Annotated in this window: 16 protein-coding genes and 1 pseudogene; 8 read left to right on the top strand and 9 right to left on the bottom strand. The window is 69.8% G+C overall.

What is annotated here, in order from left to right; genetic code table 11:
* Positions 1-29: 29 nt before the first annotated feature.
* Positions 30-884 carry a TIGR02569 family protein gene (locus D3H54_RS21575; protein WP_149383668.1) on the top strand — a complete coding sequence of 285 codons (855 nt, stop codon included), beginning with the start codon at positions 30-32 and terminating at the stop codon, positions 882-884.
* Here the strand turns inward: D3H54_RS21575 and D3H54_RS21570 are convergent.
* Entirely contained in the window at positions 881-1,177 is a 297-nt protein-coding gene (locus D3H54_RS21570; RefSeq protein ID WP_149381017.1) for an MGMT family protein, read from the bottom strand. The two genes, D3H54_RS21575 and D3H54_RS21570, sit on opposite strands and share 4 nt — an antisense overlap.
* A 2-nt stretch (positions 1,178-1,179) precedes the next feature.
* Positions 1,180-1,965 (bottom strand): alpha/beta fold hydrolase, encoded by a 786-nt coding sequence (locus D3H54_RS21565; RefSeq protein ID WP_149381015.1) that lies wholly within the window; start codon positions 1,963-1,965, stop codon positions 1,180-1,182.
* Between the two features lie 56 nt (positions 1,966-2,021).
* Between D3H54_RS21565 and D3H54_RS21560 the strand changes: the two genes are divergently transcribed.
* A complete protein-coding gene (locus D3H54_RS21560) occupies positions 2,022-5,159 on the top strand; it encodes an ATP-dependent DNA helicase (protein WP_149381013.1) in 3,138 nt (1,045 codons plus the stop codon).
* Positions 5,156-8,389, top strand: coding sequence for an ATP-dependent helicase (locus D3H54_RS21555; protein WP_149381011.1), 3,234 nt, complete (start codon positions 5,156-5,158; stop codon positions 8,387-8,389). Before D3H54_RS21560 ends, D3H54_RS21555 begins: the two co-directional genes overlap by 4 nt.
* Here the strand turns inward: D3H54_RS21555 and D3H54_RS21550 are convergent.
* Entirely contained in the window at positions 8,364-8,774 is a 411-nt protein-coding gene (locus D3H54_RS21550; protein WP_149381009.1) for a DoxX family protein, read from the bottom strand. The two genes, D3H54_RS21555 and D3H54_RS21550, sit on opposite strands and share 26 nt — an antisense overlap.
* A gap of 99 nt (positions 8,775-8,873) precedes the next feature.
* On the opposite strand from D3H54_RS21550, the gene D3H54_RS21545 reads away from it, so the two are divergent.
* Positions 8,874-9,950 (top strand): potassium channel family protein, encoded by a 1,077-nt coding sequence (locus D3H54_RS21545; protein ID WP_149381007.1) that lies wholly within the window; start codon positions 8,874-8,876, stop codon positions 9,948-9,950.
* Positions 9,951-9,954: 4 nt separating this feature from the next.
* On the top strand, positions 9,955-10,872 hold the full coding sequence (gene nudC / locus D3H54_RS21540; RefSeq protein ID WP_149381005.1) for an NAD(+) diphosphatase: 918 nt from the start codon (positions 9,955-9,957) through the stop codon (positions 10,870-10,872).
* Positions 10,873-10,940: 68 nt separating this feature from the next.
* On the opposite strand, the gene D3H54_RS21535 is transcribed toward nudC, so the two are convergent.
* Complete coding sequence (locus D3H54_RS21535; RefSeq protein ID WP_036340096.1) at positions 10,941-11,192, bottom strand: mycoredoxin; 252 nt, start codon at positions 11,190-11,192, stop codon at positions 10,941-10,943.
* Between the two features lie 63 nt (positions 11,193-11,255).
* Here D3H54_RS21535 and D3H54_RS21530 point away from each other — a divergent pair, with 63 nt between their 5' ends.
* On the top strand, positions 11,256-13,358 hold the full coding sequence (locus D3H54_RS21530) for an ATP-dependent DNA helicase UvrD2 (RefSeq protein WP_168214936.1): 2,103 nt from the start codon (positions 11,256-11,258) through the stop codon (positions 13,356-13,358).
* Position 13,359: 1 nt separating this feature from the next.
* On the opposite strand, the gene D3H54_RS21525 is transcribed toward D3H54_RS21530, so the two are convergent.
* Positions 13,360-13,794, bottom strand: coding sequence for a hypothetical protein (locus D3H54_RS21525; RefSeq protein ID WP_149381001.1), 435 nt, complete (start codon positions 13,792-13,794; stop codon positions 13,360-13,362).
* A 99-nt stretch (positions 13,795-13,893) separates the two neighbouring features.
* On the bottom strand, positions 13,894-14,388 hold the full coding sequence (gene tpx, locus D3H54_RS21520) for a thiol peroxidase (RefSeq protein WP_149380999.1): 495 nt from the start codon (positions 14,386-14,388) through the stop codon (positions 13,894-13,896).
* Positions 14,389-14,661: 273 nt separating this feature from the next.
* On the opposite strand from tpx, the gene D3H54_RS31890 reads away from it, so the two are divergent.
* Both D3H54_RS31890 and D3H54_RS21515 read left to right on the top strand, forming a co-directional pair.
* A complete protein-coding gene (locus tag D3H54_RS31890; protein ID WP_286198963.1) occupies positions 14,662-14,793 on the top strand; it encodes a hypothetical protein in 132 nt (43 codons plus the stop codon).
* Positions 14,794-14,926: 133 nt separating this feature from the next.
* Positions 14,927-15,196 (top strand): WhiB family transcriptional regulator, encoded by a 270-nt coding sequence (locus tag D3H54_RS21515; protein ID WP_036340081.1) that lies wholly within the window; start codon positions 14,927-14,929, stop codon positions 15,194-15,196.
* A 19-nt stretch (positions 15,197-15,215) separates the two neighbouring features.
* Here the strand turns inward: D3H54_RS21515 and D3H54_RS21510 are convergent.
* The 3 genes and pseudogenes from D3H54_RS21510 to D3H54_RS21500 all read right to left on the bottom strand — a co-directional run bounded on the left by D3H54_RS21510 (position 15,216) and on the right by D3H54_RS21500 (position 18,823).
* Positions 15,216-16,582 (bottom strand): annotated as a pseudogene (locus tag D3H54_RS21510) (macrolide-binding ATPase MABP-1).
* 1 nt (position 16,583) lies between these two features.
* Positions 16,584-17,390 carry a TOMM precursor leader peptide-binding protein gene (locus D3H54_RS21505; RefSeq protein WP_149383667.1) on the bottom strand — a complete coding sequence of 269 codons (807 nt, stop codon included), beginning with the start codon at positions 17,388-17,390 and terminating at the stop codon, positions 16,584-16,586.
* Positions 17,391-17,449: 59 nt separating this feature from the next.
* A complete protein-coding gene (locus tag D3H54_RS21500; protein WP_149380997.1) occupies positions 17,450-18,823 on the bottom strand; it encodes a zinc-dependent metalloprotease in 1,374 nt (457 codons plus the stop codon).
* Positions 18,824-18,826: the final 3 nt, after the last annotated feature.

Genomic DNA, 18,826 nt, shown 5'->3' with positions numbered 1-18,826 from the left:
CAATTTAGGCTGTCGGGGTGGCTGACGGGGTGAGTGATGAGCGCCCGCCTGAGCATGTACTGGCCGCGTTCGGTCTCAAGGGCCACGATCCCGAACCGCTAGGAGCGGGCTGGGAAGGCGGCTTCAAGTGCGGCGAGGTGGTGTTGTCGGTGATCGCCGACCACGCCAGGGCCGCCTGGTCGGCCAAAGCACGCGAGACGTTGTTCGTCGACGGGGTCCGGCTGGCACGACCGGTGCGGTCGACCGACGGACGCTACGTGGTCTCGGGTTGGCGGGCAGACACATTCGTCGCCGGTAGCCCCGAGCCCCGCCACGACGAGGTGGTGTCGGCCGGGGTGCGGCTGCACGAGGCGACCGCCAAACTCGAACGGCCGAGATTTCTGACGCAGGCGCCGGTCGCTCCGTGGAGCGACGTCGACGTGTTCATCGCCGCCGACCGGGCCGCCTGGGAGGAACGCCCGCTACATTCGCTGCCGCCCGGCGCGCTGGTGGCTCCCGGGTCGGCGGACGGCGAGCGGTCGGTCGAGCTGATCAATCAGCTGGCCGGTTTGCGTAAGCCCACCAAGAGTCCCAACCAGCTGGTGCACGGCGACTTGTACGGCACCGTGTTGTTCGCCGGGACGGCGGCACCGGGCATCACCGACATCACCCCGTACTGGCGGCCGGCGTCCTGGGCGGCCGGGGTGGTCGTCGTCGACGCACTTGCCTGGGGTGAGGCCGACGACGGTCTGATCGAGCGGTGGGATGCGTTGCCGGAGTGGCCGCAGATGCTGTTGCGCGCGTTGATCTTCCGGCTCGCCGTGCATGCACTGCATCCGCGATCGACGGCGGCCGCGTTCCCCGGGTTGGCACGTACCGCCGCGTTGATCCGGCTGGTTCTCTAGAACTGGTGGCGCGCCTGCGCCAAGTCCACCCGGCCGTCGTGGGCCAGCACACCTTCGGTGCGCAGCAATTCGAGTTGCCGTGTCGACAGGTGGGCGGCGGGCCGCCCGGACGCGGTGATCACCCGATGCCACGCCAGGTCAGAGGAATCGGTGCGCATGATCCAGCCGACGATGCGCGGGCTGGAAAGCTGTGCCGCCGAAGCGATGTCACCGTAGGTGGCGACCCGGCCGGCCGGAATGGACGCGACCAGCTCGCGCACCCGCTCGACTTGCGCGTCGGTGATCGGGGCCATCGCTACGACTCCAGCAGATCCCGGATGAGCTTCGCGGTCTCCTCCGGTTTCGCGTGCGGCACCATGTGCAGGCAATCGAAGTCGGCCAGGGTGAAATCGTCGCCGAGCCGCCCTGCCAGGCCGTCGAGTAATTCCTGACTCACGTACGGCGGATCCGTCCACTGTGCGCGTATCAGCGTCGTCGGAGTCCCGGTGCGCGGCAGCACGATATCGCGGGCGAGCTCACTCCAGTACGACATCATCGCGGGCACGCAGATCCGCCAGCCGAAGCGCCCATTGGGCAGTTCGATCAGGTGCTCGTCGAGGTCCTCGTCGAGTTCGGCCGGGTCCACGTCGGCCCATGAGCCGCTGAACTTCTCGGTGCGGGCCTCGTCGCGGTCGGGGTAGTCGGGGGAGGACAGCATCGAGTCGGCGATCTCGCGCATCCACTGTCCGTCCAGGCCGATCGCGGGATCCAGCAGCACCAACCCGGACACCAGGTCCGGGCACGCCGCCGCCAGATGCATTGCGATCGCACCGCCGAAGGAGTGGCCCACCACCAGCACCGGCCCGTCGGCGTCCTTCTCGACCAGGCTCGCCAGCGCGGCGACATTGGCATCGATGGTCCACGGGGCCGACCACGACGACCGGCCGTGGCCGATCAGATCGGGTGCGGCCATGGCGAACTCCGGAAGGTGGTTCTCCGAGAGTGCCCGCCAGCGGCGGCCGTGGCCGGTCAAACCGTGGATGGCCAGGATCCGGATCGGTCCGGGCGGCCCGAAGCGGTGGACGTGAAGATCGTGGGTCACGTACCTCATGCTGCCACTTGGCGTTTCTGTCGGTGGGCCGTGGTGGTATCGCTGGCATGACCACCGCACTGCTGGCCCGGGCGACCGAACCTGCCGATGTGCTGCGCCCGGAATTGCGCGGCACGGTTCGTATCGTCGGCGGCCCGGGCACCGGCAAGACCAGCCTGCTGGTGGCGGCGGCGGCGGCACACATCACCGCCGGGACCGACCCGGAATCTGTTCTGCTGCTGACGGGTTCAGGCCGATTGGCGGGCGCCACCCGCAGCGCGCTGACCGCCCGACTGCTCGCGGCGCGCTCCGCTGAGCCCTGCCGCGCGGTGGTGCGGGAGCCGCTGGTCCGGTCGGTGCACAGTTACGCCTTCGCGGTCCTGCGGCAGGCCGCTGCCCGCGCCGGTGACCCCCCGCCGCGGCTGGTCACCGGGGCCGAGCAGGACGGCATCATCCGCGAATTGCTGGCCGGTGATGTCGAGGACGGTGACGCGTCGGCGTCGCGCTGGCCGGAGGTCCTCCGCCCCGCGCTGACCACCGGCGGGTTCGCCAACGAGCTTCGTGATCTGTTGGCCCGCTGCGCCGAGCGGGGAGTGGATCCGCAGCACCTGCAGCGCATCGGCAGGCTGTCGGGGCGTCCGGAGTGGGCGGCCGCGGGCCGGTTCGCCCAGCAGTACGAACAGGTGATGCTGTTGCGCGCGGCCGTCGGCACCGCCGCGCCACAGGCTACGGTGCCTGCGCTCGGCGCGGCCGAACTGGTCGGTGCGGCGCTGGAGGCCCTGGCATCCGACCCTGACCTTCTGGCCGCCGAACGCGCCCGAATCCGGTTGCTGCTCGTCGATGACGCCCAGCACCTCGATCCGCAGGCCGCACGGCTGGTTCGGGTGTTGGCCGCCGGCGCGGAGCTGACTCTGCTTGCCGGGGACCCGAATCAGGCGGTCTTCGGCTTCCGCGGCGCTGATCCGGCCGTGCTGACGGCGGCCGACACCCCGGTGGTCGAACTCGGCCGTTCGCACCGGTGCGCGCCCGCGGTGGCGCGCGCGATCAGCGGGATCGCCGCCGGGCTGCCCGGTAACAGCGCGTGGCGGGTGCTGGACGGCAACGCCGGCCGGACCGGCGACGACGGATCGGTGAGTGTGCGCATCGCCGGTTCGGCGCACGCCGAGGCGGCGCTGATCGCCGACACGCTGCGTCGTGCGCATCTCGTGGACGGTGTGCCGTGGTCGCAGCTCGCCGTCATCGTCCGGTCGCCGTCTGCAGCCGCGGCGTTGCCGCGTGCTCTGGCCGGTGCCGGTGTTCCGGTCGATGCGGCTCAGCTGGCCGGACCCGTCGCCGAACAGCCTGCGGCGCAAGCCTTGCTGGGTGTGTTGTCGGCGACCGCCGACGGTCTGACCGGCGAGCTGGCGGTGGCACTGCTGACCGGTCCGATCGGCCGGGTGGACCCGGTGACCCTGCGTCAGTTGCGCCGGGCGCTACGCCGCGGAGGCTCCGGGGAATTCGGCGAGCAGCTCGTCAGGGCGCTCACCACCGGTCCGGTGGATCTGCCGGCGACGCTGGCCCGCCCGGTGAACCGGGTGCGTGCGGTGCTGGCGGCGGCGGCCCGCGGACATCGCGGACACCGCGACCCGCGCTACACCCTGTGGCAGGCCTGGGAGCGCAGCGGGCTGCAGCGCGGCTGGCTGTCGGCGGCCGAGCGCGGCGGCACCGACGGCGCGCTGGCCGACCGGAACCTGCACGCGATCACCGCGTTGTTCGACATCGCCGACGACTACGTCACCCGCACCGCCGGGGCGTCGCTGCGTGGGCTCGTGGATCATGTTGCGGGCCTGCAACTTCCACCGGCCGGTGTCGATGGACGGACGATGTCGGAGACGGTCGCGGTGCTGAGCCCGCATGCGGCGCTGGACCGCGACTGGGACCTGGTCGTGATCGCCGGAGTGCAGGACGGCCTGTGGCCCAACACCACTCCCCGGGGTGGCGTGCTGGGTACGCAGCGGCTGCTCGATGTGCTCGACGGCCTGGGAGACGACGTGTCGACGCGGGCGCCGCTGCTGGCAGAGGAACGCAGGCTGCTCATCGCCGCGATGGGCCGCGCCCGGCGGGGGCTGCTGATCACCGCCGTCGACAGTGATGCCGGTGACGATGCGGCGCTACCGTCGCCGTTCGTCACCGAGCTCGAGGGGTACGCATGCGCGGATGACGTGCGGCCCGCCCAGCCGGTGGTCGCTCCGCCGGTGCTGTCGCCGTCGGCCGTTGTCGGCCGCCTGCGGGCGGTGGTGTGCGCGCCGGCGGGTACCGTCACCGATGGTGAACGTGCCACCGCTGCACAGCAATTGGCACGGCTGGCTGCAGACGGTGTGGCCGGTGCGGACCCGGCGCAGTGGTACGGCATGACCTCGGTCAGCACCGTGGAACCGCTGTGGAGCGGTGACCAGCACACCGTCACCCTGAGTCCCTCGACCGTGCAGACGCTCGCCGACTGCCCGCTGCGCTGGTTGGCCGAACGGCATGGCGGCGCCGGCCGTCGTGACCTGCGCTCGACCTTGGGGTCGGTGGTGCACGCCCTGATCGCGGACTCGGCGAGCAGCGCGGAGCAGTTGGTGATCGAACTGGAAAAGCTTTGGAGCACAATTCCGTTCGACTCGACGTGGTACGCCGACAACGAACTGGATCGGCACGCCGCCATGCTCGAGGCGTTCGTGGCGTGGCGTTCGGCGACCCGCCATGAGCTGACCGAAATCGGTACCGAGGTCGCGGTCGACGGTGTGATCGCCGAGTCCGGCGAGGGTCAACCGGGGGTGCGGGTGCGCGGGCGCGTCGACCGGCTCGAGCGCGACGCGGAGGGTCGGCTGGTGATCGTCGATGTCAAGACCGGAAAGAGTCCGGTCACGAAGGACGACGCGCAGCGCCACGCCCAACTCGGGCTGTACCAGTTGGCCATCGCCGACGGGGCGCTGGCCGACGGTGATCGGCCCGGCGGCGGCCGCCTGGTCTACGTCGCGAAGCCGAATGCATCGGGCGCCACCGAACGCGAACAGTCCGCACTCACCGCGGACAGTACGGCGCAGTGGCGCCAGACCGTGCAACAGGCGGCGGCCGCGACGGCCGGCCCGCAGTTCATCGCCCGAGTGAACGACGGCTGCGCGCACTGCCCGATGCGCCCGTCCTGCCCCGCGCACACCGCACCGCGAACGGAGTCGTCATGACCTACAGCCCCTTCGAACTTGCTGAGGCCCTTGGTCTTCCGACACCGACCGACGAGCAGGCCGCGGTCATCGCCGCGCCGCCGGGCCCGCTCGTCGTCATCGCCGGCGCCGGTGCGGGCAAAACGGAGACCATGGCCGCGCGGGTGGTGTGGCTGGTGGCCAACGGATTCGCCGACCCAGGCCAGGTGCTCGGCTTGACCTTCACCCGCAAGGCGGCCGGGCAGCTGCTGCGCCGGGTGCGGTCCCGGCTGGCCCGCCTGGCGGGTCACCTCGGTGGCGCCGCGCCGCAGGGAGCGCCGACGGTGAGCACCTACCACGCCTTCGCCGGTGCACTGCTGCGCGAGTACGGACCGTTGCTTCCGGTGGAGCCCGACGCCCGGCTGCTCAGCGAAACCGAGTTGTGGCAACTGGCTTTCGACGTGGTCAGCAGCCACCCCGGACCGTTGGACACCGCGAAGGACCCGGCCGGCGTCACCGCGATGGTGCTCAAGCTGTCCGGCGAACTGGCCGAGCACCTGGTCGACACCGACCAGCTGCTGGACACCCACCTGGAACTCGACCGGCTGGTGCATCACCTGCCGGCCGGGCGGTATCAACGCGATCGCGGCCCGAGCCAGTTCCTGCTGAGCATGCTGGCCACCCAGACTGAACGCACCGCCCTGGTACCGCTGATCGACGCGCTGCACGCGCGGATGCGCGCCGACAAGGTTATGGACTTCGGTTCACAGATGTCGGCCGCGGCGCGGCTGGCCTCGACCTGCCCGCAGGTGGGGGAGCAGCTTCGCGGCCGCTACCGCGTTGTGCTGCTCGACGAATACCAGGACACCGGTCACGCCCAGCGCATCGCGCTGTCGTCGCTGTTCGGGGCCGGTGCCGACGAAGGCCTGGCCTTGACCGCGGTCGGCGATCCGATCCAGTCGATCTACGGTTGGCGTGGCGCGTCGGCGACCAACCTGCCGCGGTTCACCACCGACTTCCCGCAAGCCGACGGCTCTCCGGCGCCCACACTCGAACTGCGGACCAGCTGGCGCAACCCGCCGACCACGCTGCACATCGCCAACGAGATCTCCGCCGAAGCGCGCCGCCGCTCGGTCGCGGTCCGGGCGCTGCGGGCCCGCCCCGGTGCCGAGGCCGGCACGGTGCGCTGCGCGCTGCTCACTGATGTGGCCACCGAGCGTGAGTGGGTCGCCGACCACATCGCGGCGCGGTATGCCGAGGCGGCGGCAGACAACAGTGAGCCGCCGACCGCCGCGGTGCTGGTGCGGCGCAACGCCGACGCCGGACCGATCGCCGAGGCGCTCAGCGCCCGCGGGGTACCTGTCGAAGTCGTCGGTCTGGCCGGTCTGCTGTCGATCCCGGAGGTCGCCGATCTGGCGGCGATGGTGCGGTTGGTCGCCGATCCGGCCGCCGGCGCGGCGGCGATGCGGGTGCTGACGGGTCCGCGCTGGCAGCTCGGCGCTGCCGACCTCGCCGCGCTGTGGCGGCGGGCCATGGCGATCGACGGGGCTCGGCAGGCGGCCGTCACCGCTGAGCAGATCATCGCCTCGGCCGCACCCGACGCCGACACCGCGAGCCTGGCCGACGCGCTGGCCGACCCGGGTCCGGCCACCGCGTACTCGGCCGAAGGGCACCGTCGCATCGCCGAGCTCGCTGGTGAATTGGCCCGACTGCGAACACTATTGGGCCACCCGGTCACCGAACTCGTCGGCGAGGTGCGGCGCGTCCTCGGCGTCGACGTGGAGGTGCGGGCCGCCCGGCCCGTCGCCGCGGGCTGGGCCGGTGCCGAACACCTCGATCGGTTCGCCGACGTGGTCGCCGACTATGCGACCCGGCCCGGGGCATGCATCAACGGGCTGTTGGCCTACCTCGATGCGGCCGCGGTCGTCGAGAACGGTCTGGCCCCCGCAGAGGTCGGTGTGGCCACCGGGCGCGTGCAGGTGCTGACCGTGCACGCCGCCAAGGGACTCGAATGGCAGGTGGTGGCGGTCCCGCACCTGTCCGCGCGGGTGTTTCCGTCCACCGCGTCCAAGCGGACCTGGCTCTCCGACCCGGCCGACCTGCCGCCGCTGCTGCGCGGGGATCGGGCCGCCGCCGGGCTGCATGGCGTGCCGGTGCTGGACACCGAACACGTCAACCACCGAAAAGCCTTGTCCGACAGCATCATGGCCCACAAGAAGCAGCTCGAGCAGCGCCGCCTCGATGAGGAACGCCGACTGCTCTACGTCGCGATCACGCGAGCCGAGGACACCCTGCTGCTGTCCGGGCACCACTGGGGTTCCACGGAAAGCACGCCGCGCGGGCCGTCGGACTTCCTGCGTGAGGTCAAGGACATCATCGACGCCGCCGACGCGGCGGGGCAGCCATGCGGCATGGTGGACCAGTGGGCCCCGGAGCCGGCCGACGGTGAACGGAACCCGTTGCGCGACAGCATCCGTGAAGCGGTCTGGCCCGCCGATCCGCTCGGCCGGACCCGCCCCGACATCGAACAGGGCGCCGCGCTGGTCCGGTCGGCGCTGGCCGGGGCGATCCCGGACAGCGGCGAGGACCCGGAGAACTGGACAGCCGACGTCGACGCCCTGCTGGCCGAACGGGCCCGGATCGCCGCACCGCCGCCGGTACAACTGCCCGGGCAGCTGTCGGTCAGCGCACTGGTGGAACTCGACCGCGATCCTGCGGCGCTACGCCGGCTGACCCGCCGGTTGCCGTCGCGGCCGGATCCGCACGCGATCCGGGGCACCGCGTTCCACGAATGGGTGCAGCGCTTCTACGGCGCCGAACGCCTTTTCGACCTCGACGACCTGCCGGGAGCGGTCGACGGCGCGGCCACCGAGACCGCGGAGCTGGCCGCTCTGCAGGACGCATTCACGAAATCGCAGTGGGCGGCCCGTACTCCGGTCGACGTGGAGGTGCCGTTCGAGATGGCGATCGGTGACACGGTGGTGCGCGGCCGCATCGACGCGGTGTTCGCCGATGCCGACGGCAAGATGACCGTCGTCGACTGGAAGACCGGCGAACCGCCCGCCGACGACGACGCCAAAAGGCACGCCGCCGTCCAGCTCGCGGTCTACCGCCTGGCGTGGGCGGCCATCAAGAACTGCCCGGAGTCCGACGTCCGGGCGGCCTTCCACTACGTGCGTGCAGGGGTCACCGTGATGCCGGAAAACCTTTCCGGCCCACAGGAATTGGTGGCGCTGCTCGCCGAAGCTAGTAGCGCGGAGCGTTGCGCCTGATGGCCAACGCCTGGGTGATCATCGGCACCTGCAGCGGCAACCGGGCCAGCGCCACCAGCTTCATCGGCAGCGGCTTGTCGCGCCACAACCGAACCATGTTCACGTTGGCCGGGAACACCGCGAGGTACAACGCGATCGCGAACAGCGCGGCAGCGCGGCGAGTCCGCGGCACCAGCAGCATGGTCCCGATGCCGACCTCGGCCACCCCGGAGGCGTAGGTGTAGAACCGTGCGTCACCCGGGAGCTCCGCGGGCACGATCTCGTCGAAGGGCTTGGGGGCCAGGAAGTGGCCGACCCCGATGCCGATGAGCATCAGCGCGGCGCGGTAGGCAGGCAGCTGGCTCGGGCTGCGTGAAGGTTCGAGTTCGGTAGTCGTCGTCGGCATGGGTACATAATGCTGGAGTGGTGGCGCTCAAGACGAGAGGGTTGGCAACCGATGCGAGTGGGTTGCACCCGACGACGTTGCAGACGATGACGGAGTCGCGTGGCCAAGGGTAGGTTGCGGCGCAGGCTCGAGGCGATCGACGAGAACCTGGCAGCCAAGCCCGACAGCGCACTCGTCGACTACTTGCACATCCCGGAGAAGTTCGTCAGCCCGGGTCGCCGCATCGCCCGCCGGTTGATCTACGCCCTGACCGCGCTGTTCCTGGCGGTCTTCATCGTCTACCTCGACCGGGACGGCTACCGCGACGTCCGCGAGGGACCGCTGACCTTCCTGGACTGCCTGTACTACGCCACCGTGTCGCTGTCGACCACCGGCTACGGCGACATCACCCCGTACACCGAGACCGCGCGCCTGGTGAACGTCTTGGTCATCACCCCGCTTCGGGTGGCATTCCTGATCGTCTTGGTCGGTACCACCGTGGAAACCCTGACCACGGCGTCGCGGCAGGCTCTCAAGATCCAGCGTTGGAGGAACAGCGTGCGCAACCACACCGTCGTCATCGGCTACGGGACGAAGGGCAGGACGGCGGTGGCCGCGATGATCGGTGACGGTGTCGCGCCCGCCGACATCGTCGTCGTCGACACCGACCAGGCGTCGCTCGACCGGGCCAACGCCGCCGGACTGGTCACCGTGCGCGGCGACGCCAACAAGTCCGACGTGCTGCGGCTGGCCGGCGCCCAGCACGCCAATTCGATCATCGTGGCCACCAACAGCGACCCGACCGCGGTGCTGGTCACCCTGACCGCACGCGAGCTGGCGCCGAAAGCCAAGATCATCGCCGCGGTGCGGGAAGCCGAGAACCAGCATCTGCTTCGGCAGTCCGGCGCCGACTCGGTGGTGGTGTCCTCGGAGACCGCGGGCCGGTTGCTCGGCATCGCGACCACCACGCCCAGCGTCGTCGAGATGATCGAAGACCTGCTGACCCCGGACGCCGGCTTCGCGATCGCCGAGCGGGAGGTCGAGCACAAGGAGGTCGGCGGCTCACCGCGCCACCTGCCCGACATCGTGCTCGGCGTGGTGCGCGACGGGAAGCTGCTGCGCGTCGACGACGCGGAAGTCGACGCCCTGGAGGCCACCGACCGGCTGCTCTACGTCCGCGCCACCGGAGAAGACTGACGACGTGGCTTTCCGACTGCGTAACGTTCCGCTGCTCTCCCGGGTGGGCGCCGACCGTGCCGACCATCTTCGTACCGATGTCGACGCCGCCATCGCCGGCTGGGCCGACGCCGCGCTGCTGCGCGTCGATCACCGCAACCAGGTGATGGTCGCCGACGGTCGGGTGTCGCTGACGCCGGCGGTCAAGCACGCCGCCGCGCCGCCGCCGGATGCGGTGTTCCTGGGCCGCCTGGAGGACAACCGGCACGTATGGGCGGTGCGCGCGGCCCTCGAGGCTCCCGAGCACGGCGAGGGTGAGGTGTCGGATCTGCGCCGCGGCGGTCAGCAGATCGACGACGTCAGCGCTCAGCTGCTGGCGTCCGCGCTGGCCCTGCTGAACTGGCATGAGCACGCCCGCTACAGCGCCGTGGACGGGTCACCGACCAAAGCGGTCAAGGCGGGTTGGTCGCGGCTGAATCCGCTCACCGGCCACGAGGAGTTCCCCCGCATCGACCCGGCCATCATCGTGCTGATTCACGACGGTCATGACCGGGCGGTGCTGGCCCGCCAGACAGTGTGGCCGCAGCGGCTGTTCTCGCTGCTGGCCGGGTTCGTCGAAGCGGGGGAGTCGTTCGAGAGCTGCGTGGCGCGCGAGGTCAACGAGGAGATCGGCCTGTCGGTGCGCGACGTCGAGTACCTGGGCAGTCAGCCGTGGCCGTTCCCGCGGTCACTGATGGTGGGGTTCCATGCCATCGGCGATCCCGAGCAGGAGTTCGTTTTTCACGACGGCGAGATCGCCGAGGCGGCCTGGTTCACCCGGGCCGAGGTGCGGGAGGCGCTCGAGCACGGCGACTGGAGCAGTGACTCGTCGTCGAAACTGCTGCTGCCGGGCTCGATCTCGATTGCCCGCGAGATCATCGAGTCCTGGGCGCACGCCACCTAGCGCCCAAACCGACGATTGGCAGCGAAAGTGCGAGAAGAACGCTGCAATTCGTCGATCTCGGCGCGAACCTACGACGCGAGCTTGGCCTGGACGTCTTTGAGGCTGGGGTTGGTCAGCGCCGAACCGTCGGAGAATTTCACGGTCGGGACGGTCTGGTTGCCGTTGTTGACCGACATCACGAACTTGGCCGCGTCCGGGTCGTGCTCGATGTCGACTTCGGTGAACGCGATGCCCGCCGATTTCAGCGCGGTCTTCAGGCGCTTGCAGTAGCCGCACCACACGGTGGAGTACATGGTGAGCTGGGGATCGTTGCCACTCATGGGCTCGAACTTATCTTCAGCGCCAAACGTGCATTGTCCCCACCCCCTGCCAAGATGGAGCGCATGCCGGTGACCGTCGACCATTTGACCGGCCTCGACGACGAACAGCGCGAGGCCGTGCTGGCCGCCCGGGGGCCGTTGTGTGTGCTGGCCGGCGCCGGCACCGGTAAGACCCGCACGATCACGCACCGCATCGCGCATCTGGTCGCCAACGGTCACGTCGCCGCCGGTCAGGTACTGGCCGTGACGTTCACCTCGCGCGCCGCGGGGGAGATGCGCTCCCGGCTGCGTGCCATGGATGCGCAGAACATGGGCGCCCCGGTCGGATCCGTGCAGGCGCTGACGTTCCACGCCGCCGCGCTGCGTCAGCTGCGGTACTTCTGGCCGCGGGTGGTCGGTGACACGGGCTGGCAGCTGCTGGACACCAAGTTCTCCGTCGTGGCGCAGGCCGCCAGCCGGGCCCGCCTGCAGGTCAGTACCGACGACGTCCGTGACCTGGCCGGCGAAATCGAATGGGCCAAGGCCTCATTGATCAGCCCCGAGGGCTACGCCGCCGCGGTGGCCAAGATCCAGCGTGACATCCCGCTGGACGCCGCGAAGGTCGCCACCGTGTACGCCGGCTACGAGAAGCTCAAAGCCAACCGCGACGGCATCGCGCTGCTGGATTTCGACGACCTGCTGCTGCACACCGCCGGCGCGATCGAGAACGATGCCGCGGTGGCCGCCGAGTTTCGGGACCGCTACCGCTGCTTCGTCGTCGACGAATACCAGGACGTCACGCCGTTGCAGCAGCGGGTGCTCGACGCATGGCTGGGCAATCGCGACGACCTGACCGTCGTCGGCGACGCGAACCAGACCATCTACTCGTTCACCGGCGCCTCGCCGCGCTACCTGCTCGATTTCTCCCGCCAGTTCCCCGACGCGACGGTGGTGCGTCTCGAGCGGGACTACCGATCCACCCCGCAGGTGGTGTCGCTGGCCAACCGGGTGATCGCGGCGGCGCGCGGCCGGGTGGCCGGCAGCAAGCTGCACCTGATCGGTCAGCGCGAACCCGGCCCGTCGCCGACGTTCCACGAACATCCCGACGAGGTCGCCGAAGCGGCATCCGTCGCGCGTGCGATCAAGCGACTCGTCGAATCCGGAACGCCCGCAGGCGAAATCGCGGTGCTGTATCGCATCAACGCGCAATCCGAGGCCTACGAGGAGGCGCTCACCGAGGCCGGCATCCCGTTCCAGGTGCGCGGCGGTGAGGGCTTCTTCAGCCGCCAGGAGATCAGGCAGTCACTGCTGGCGCTGCAGCGCGCGGCCGAACGTTCCGTCGGCGAGGAGGGCCCGCTGCCGGAGGTCGTGCGCCAGATCCTCGAACCGCTCGGCCTGACCGGCGAACCACCGGCCGGCACCAAGGCCCGAGAGCGCTGGGAGGCGCTCACCGCACTGGCCGACCTGGTCGACGACGAGGTTGCCGCCCGCCCGCAGTTGGACCTACCCGCCTTGGTGGCCGAGCTCAGGGTGCGCGCCGATGCCCGGCACCCACCGGTGGTGCAGGGCGTGACGCTGGCCTCGCTGCACGCCGCCAAGGGCCTGGAATGGGATGCGGTGTTCCTGGTCGGCCTCGCCGACGGCACGCTGCCGATCTCGCATGCGCTGGCGCACGGACCGGACAGTGAGGCGGTGGAGGAGGAGCGCCGCCTGCTGTACGTCGGAATCACCCGGGCTCGAGTGCATTTGGAGCTCAGCTGGGCCTTGGCCCGAACCCCGGGTGGCCGTCAGGGCCGGCGTCCGTCCCGGTTCCTCAACGGCATCGCACCGCAGACCCAGGCCGAGCCGACGCCGAACCGGCCGCGCAAGCAGAAGGGCGCGACACCGCGCTGCCGGGTCTGCAACGCGGTGCTGAGCACGGCGCCGTCAATCATGTTGCGCCGCTGCGAAACCTGCTCGGTCGACGTCGACGACGAACTCCTGAGTCAGCTCAAGGATTGGCGGCTTCGCACCGCCAAGGAGCTGAAAGTGCCTGCCTACGTTGTCTTCACCGACAACACGCTGATCGCGATCGCCGAGTCGCTGCCCGCCGACGATGCGGCACTGGTGGCGATCCCCGGTATCGGGGCGCGCAAGCTCGAGCAGTTCGGACCCGATGTGCTCGAGATGGTGCGCGCCCGCCAGTAGGTCAGTGGCCGGGTCCGTAGTTGCCGGTCCTGGTGGTGGCGTTGGTGCCGTTGTTCGGGGCTCCAGAGGTGCCCTGGCCGGTGTAGCTGTTGACGTCTCCGACGCCCTGGGTCGCGGTGCCGCCGGGATGGTTGGCGGTGGCGCCACCGGTATAGCTGGACGGCCCGCCGACGCCGAGGGTCGCCGAACCGCTGCCCGGGTGATTGGCGGTGCCGCCGCCGGAGTAACTGGAGGGTCCGCCGACGCCGAGAGTGGGTCCGAAGCCGGCGCCGGTCACTGCGCCGGATTCGCCGTCGGTGTGGCCGTGGGCGTCCGCGGCGGCAATAGGGGCGCTGCTCAACGCGAGCGCCGCGAACACCGCGGCCGCCCCGGCAAGAATGCTTCGGCTGTGCCGAATCGGACTGTGCTTGAGGTCATTTCGCCGTTGAAGTTCCATACCTCAAGGATGGATGCGGAATCCGCCCAGGTCACGAGACTCATATCGAACACAAAAGTCGGTGAGCTCGCATGGACCCGGGCGGATCCGCGGGGTAGATCAGCCCAGGGCGGCGATGGCGGCGTCGTAGTCGGGCTCTTGGCCGATCTCGGGGACCAGCTCGGTGTAGGCCACCTTGCCGTCGGCGCCGACGACCACGACCGCGCGACCCAGCAGGCCGGCCATCGGTCCGTCGGTGATCGTGATGCCGAAGTCCTCACCGAAGCTGCTGCGGAACGCCGACGCGGCCACGGCGTTCTCGATGCCCTCGGCGCCGCAGAACCGCTTCAGCGCGAACGGCAGGTCCTTGGAGATGTTGACCACCGGTGCACCGGTGGCCGCCGCACGCTCGTTGAACGTCCGCACGCTGGTAGCGCACACCGGGGTGTCGACCGAGGGAAAGATGTTGAGCACCAGAGCTTTTCCGCTGTACTGGCCGCTGTCCAGGTCGCCGAGATCGGTGCCGGTCAAGGTGAAGGCGGGGGCCTGGGCGCCGACGGCGGGCAGGTCTCCAACGGTGTTGATCGGGTTTCCACGCAGGGTTATCTGTGCCATGGGAATTAGTTTCTCAGGGCGGGCGTTGGGGCTGCTGAGCGGGTCAGCTCCGGTGGCGTCACCGGTTGTCTCCCCGGGAGGTCCGCCGGGGCCGAAACCGCAGGTCAGAAAATCGCTTGTAGCGAAATGGGGTTAGGGGTTAGCCTCTAAATCGAATCCTGTGCCGATCGATGGCTACAGGGCGGCGTGAGGAAGGAGGGACCGACGATGATCAGCACTACGATTTTTGGCGTAGCTGCAGTCGCGCATCGTGCGTGGTCCTTCCGTGCCGTCATGGCGACCCCCACGCATCAGGCTTTCGCTGCCCATGCCGCCGCCGGCGCGGCCGCCGCTATTTCGGCGCAGCGTAAGCGTCGCGTCAACGCCGCCCCGACGATCGCGTCCGTGGACAGGAGCTTCATCTAGGAAAGCTCCCAGACACAGCCACTGGCCACGGACCCGAAGTCAAAGGATCCGTGGCCTTTGTGTTTCACCCGATTCCTGGCCCGGATCCCCCGAAGAGATACAGCCATTCGACCAGGAAGCAGGTGAGCGAGACATGTCGACATCGACAGTCCGCGAGGAGAAACTGCCGGTGTTGCCGTGCCACGACGGGAATCCCGACTTGTGGTTCGCCGAGAGTCCCATGGAGCTGGAGCGCGCGAAGGTGCTCTGCGGGGACTGTCCGATCCGGCGGCAATGCCTTGCCGCCGCGTTGGACCGCGGTGAGCCGTGGGGAGTTTGGGGCGGCGAGATCATCGAACGCGGCAGCATCGTGGAGCGCAAGCGGCCACGGGGGCGTCCGCGCAAGGACGTGATCGCGGCCTAGCGGGTCGAGTCCGAGCCGGCTAGTGCGCCGGCTCGGGCTCGACGAATCCTGGCACGAACTTCGCAGCCAGTTCACGAGTCGGAACATGGGCGTCGAGCTGACACGAGATCGCCACGGTCGACGCGATCACCCGCAGCGGGATTGCCAGTTTGGCCGGCAGATCCATCGCCCGGGCGGTCTTGATCTGCTCCGCTGAGACGTTCATGTTCGCCGCTGCCATCTTCTGCAGCCACCGGCGGGTGTAGTGGAAGACGTCGACCTCGATCGGCTCGACGTACTGGCGCAGCATGTCGTCGATCTCGCGGACCGACACCTGCTCGCCCTTCTGAATGAAGCCGACCCGCTCCATCGCGGGCAGCAGTTCGTCGTACTTCTTGTCGCGGGCCAGACAGATGATCTGACCGATCTCGACGGGCAGTCCATCCGGCAGCGGGCCGACCGCGCCGAAGTCGATGACGCCCATCCGGCCGTCGGGCAGCATCATGAAGTTTCCGGGATGCGCGTCGCCGTGGATCATGCCGAGCCGTGCCGGGGCGTCGAAGGTCAGCTCGATAAGCCTTGTGCCACAGAGGTCCCGCTCGTCGGGCGTGCCATCCCGGATGATCTGCGCCATCGGGGTGCCGTCGATCCACTCCGAGATCATCACCTTCGGCGCGCTGGCGACCACGTGCGGCACCACGAAATGCGGATGGCCCTGATAGGCCTTCGCGAAGGCACGCTGGTTGTCGGCCTCGAGCCGGTAGTCCAGCTCCATTTCGGTACGTTCGATGAGCTCGTCGACCACGCCCTCCACGTCGGCGCCCGGTGCGAGCTGTTTGAACACACTGACCAGGCGCTGCATGGTCTTCAGGTCGGCGCGCAGTGCCTCGTCGGCGCCGGGGTACTGGATCTTGACCGCCACCTCGCGACCGTCCGACCAGACCCCTTTGTGCACCTGGCCGATGCTGGCCGACGCGACCGGGGTGTCATCGAAGGACTGGAAGCGTTCACGCCACTTGGTGCCGAGCTGGCCGTCGAGCACGCGGTGCACCTTCGGCGCGGGCAGCGGCGGGGCGTCCTTCTGCAGCTTGGTCAGGGCCTCGCGGTAGGGCTCGCCGAACTCGGGGGGATGGCGGCTTCCATCACCGACAGCGCCTGGCCCACCTTCATGGCTCCGCCCTTGAGCTCACCGAGCACGGTGAACAACTGGTTGGCAGCCTTCTCCAACAGCTCGGCCTGGACCTCGTCTTTCGACTTGCCGGTCAGTCGTTTGCCCAAGCCCAGCGCCGCCCTGCCGGCGAAGCCGACCGGGATGGTCGCCAGCTTGACGTTGCGGGCCGCGCGGCCTCGCTTGATGTCTGCCACCAGACCATCATCCCTGACGGCGGTCTCCTGGCAACCATGGATGTCAGCATTCGCAGCGTGGATGCCGTGACCAGCGGCGAGCCGTGATCGTGTTGTTACTCACATCGACCTGCAGGGTGGTGTTCAGCGTGGTCGGGGGAGCGCCGGCCGCTTCCTGTCCGCGCACCGCGGTGATGATGCGCTGCACCTGTCCGAGCGCGACGGCGGCGGTTGCTAGAACGGTCGGACGGTCGGCGGTACCGATCACGTCGCGTAGCTGTGCGGCCACCGCGGGCCAGGCGCCGTCCCGGTCGGTGCGGTGCAGGTCGGCGCAGGCCAGGCAGCTCGTCACGCCGGGGATCACCAGCGGGCCGACCAGCCCGGCGCCGTCGCGCACCCGTACCGGCAGGTGCGGGATGCCGACGGTGTGGAGGTCGCGCACCAGCCTGGGATCGGCGACAAGGTAGTCGGTCAGCACGACCATGTCGGCGCGCGCCGTCGACAGGGCGGCGCCGGTGTGGCTGGTCTGCGCGATCCGCGCCCCGGAACAGCGCAGCGCTTCGACCAGAAGATCGGCCAGGGGGCCGCTGCCGTGCACCCGGATCGCCAGCGCGCGGGCAGCGGTGGGGCGGGCCCGGCCGCGGACGACGCCGCTGCTTTCGAGTGCGTCGAGCAGCTGGTCGAGATTGTCGGCGAGTCCGTGCGCGGCGGCCAGCCGCTGCAGTTCGGTCTTGTCGAGGGGAACGTGCATGCCGCGCAGCAGGCTTGCCAGCGCGGCCGGCGTGACTCCGTCAGGTGGGCGAACCAGCACGGCGCGGCGGGGATCCCAGCCGACCTGCACCGCATCGTCGGGACGCAACAGCACCGGCATCGCCGGGTCGAGTGCGTAGAGCACCTGCCGACTGTGGCATCACGACGGTGCCGCGCGGCTCAGCTATCCACAGGCCCGTCGTCGTTCTTCTTGCCGTCTTCCGACTTTTCGTCTTCGGCCTTCTGGAATTCCTCGATCGCGGCGTCGATGTCCAGGCTGCTGGTATCGCCGCCGATGATCCGGTCGATGAAGCCGGCCGGCTCGTCGAGGTCGGCGGAGCTGGGCAGCAGATCCGGGTGCTGCCAGACGGCGTCGCGCGCGTCGATGCCGACGGCGTCGGTGAGTCGCTCCCACAGCGAGGCGGCCTCCCGCATCTTGCGGGGGCGCAGTTCCAGCCCGACCAACGTCGCGAAGGTCTGTTCGGCAGGTCCGGCGGTGGCCCGGCGGCGCCGCAGCATCTCCGAGAGCGCCGCGGTGCCGGGAATGCGCTCGCCGAGTGCGGCGGTGACCACGGTCTGAACCCAGCCCTCGATCAGCGCCAGCAGGGTTTCGAGCCGCTCGAGCGCCGCCGTCTGTTCCGGGGTGGCTTTCGGCTCGAACATGCCCTGGCTGAGCAGTTGTTCCATGGCGGCCGGGTCGGTCAGCGCGGCCGGGTTGATGCCCTGCGCCAGCTCCTCGAGGCCGCTCATATCGATCTTCATGCCCTTGGCGTAGGCCTCGACGGCATTCAGCAGCTGGCTCGACAGCCACGGCACGTGGCTGAACAGCCGGTGATGAGCCGCCTCGCGGGCGGCCAGGAACGTCATGATCTCGCTGCGCGGCTGCTCGAGGCCTTCGGACAGCGTCTCGATGGCGTCGGGCATCAGGGCGGCCACGCCGGTCGGTCCCAGCGGCAGTCCGATGTCGGTCGACGTCAGCACTTCGCGGGACAGCTTGCCGAGGGCTTGGCCCAGCTGCGAGCCGAACGCCATGCCGCCCATCTGGGTCATCATCGCCATCAGCGGCCCGGCCATCGCCTTGGCCTCCTCAGGCAGCGACTGCGCCCACACCGACGAGATCTGCTCGGCCATCGGGTCGCACAAGCGCTTCCAGCGGTCCAGCGTGCCGTCCACCCAGTCGTTGGGGGTCCACGCGACGGCTTTGGTCGCCCCGGCGGGCAGCGCGGTCGCCCCGTCAAGCCAGGTGTCGGCCAGGTGCACGGCGTCGGCGACGGCGGTGCTGGTGGCGGACGCGATGGGAGCGACGAAGCCGATCGAGCTGGACGCCAGCTGGCGGGCCACGTCGTAGTTGACCGGTCCCGAGCCGCCGGCCATCGGGTTGCCGGCGCCGCTGAACATCTGGCCGAGCTTGGTGAAGATCTGACCGAGGTCGGCCATGTTGAAGTCGCCGCCGGCGAAACCGAACGGGTCACCGGGGCCGGGGTTCGGGTCCTTTTTCGGCTTGTCGCGGTCGGGGTCGTCTCCCGCGGAGAAGCCGAAGGGCTGGTCAGGCATGCC

Source organism: Mycobacterium sp. ELW1 (assembly GCF_008329905.1).
Taxonomy (GTDB): Bacteria; Actinomycetota; Actinomycetes; order Mycobacteriales; family Mycobacteriaceae; genus Mycobacterium.
This window is presented reverse-complemented; position numbering and strand designations above follow the sequence as displayed.

Excerpts from the sequence above, each read along its gene's own strand:
- D3H54_RS21555 (WP_149381011.1), top strand. The coding sequence starts at position 5,156 with ATGACCTACAGCCCCTTCGAACTTGCTGAGGCCCTTGGTCTTCCGACA.
- D3H54_RS21515 (WP_036340081.1), top strand. The coding sequence starts at position 14,927 with ATGTCGACATCGACAGTCCGCGAGGAGAAACTGCCGGTGTTGCCGTGC.
- D3H54_RS21525 (WP_149381001.1), bottom strand. The coding sequence starts at position 13,794 with ATGGAACTTCAACGGCGAAATGACCTCAAGCACAGTCCGATTCGGCAC.
- D3H54_RS21535 (WP_036340096.1), bottom strand. The coding sequence starts at position 11,192 with ATGAGTGGCAACGATCCCCAGCTCACCATGTACTCCACCGTGTGGTGC.
- tpx (WP_149380999.1), bottom strand. The coding sequence starts at position 14,388 with ATGGCACAGATAACCCTGCGTGGAAACCCGATCAACACCGTTGGAGAC.
- D3H54_RS21570 (WP_149381017.1), bottom strand. The coding sequence starts at position 1,177 with ATGGCCCCGATCACCGACGCGCAAGTCGAGCGGGTGCGCGAGCTGGTC.
- D3H54_RS21505 (WP_149383667.1), bottom strand. The coding sequence starts at position 17,390 with ATGCCGGTGCTGTTGCGTCCCGACGATGCGGTGCAGGTCGGCTGGGAT.
- D3H54_RS21550 (WP_149381009.1), bottom strand. The coding sequence starts at position 8,774 with ATGCCGACGACGACTACCGAACTCGAACCTTCACGCAGCCCGAGCCAG.
- D3H54_RS31890 (WP_286198963.1), top strand. The coding sequence starts at position 14,662 with ATGGCGACCCCCACGCATCAGGCTTTCGCTGCCCATGCCGCCGCCGGC.
- D3H54_RS21560 (WP_149381013.1), top strand. The coding sequence starts at position 2,022 with ATGACCACCGCACTGCTGGCCCGGGCGACCGAACCTGCCGATGTGCTG.
- D3H54_RS21530 (WP_168214936.1), top strand. The coding sequence starts at position 11,256 with ATGCCGGTGACCGTCGACCATTTGACCGGCCTCGACGACGAACAGCGC.
- D3H54_RS21500 (WP_149380997.1), bottom strand. The coding sequence starts at position 18,823 with ATGCCTGACCAGCCCTTCGGCTTCTCCGCGGGAGACGACCCCGACCGC.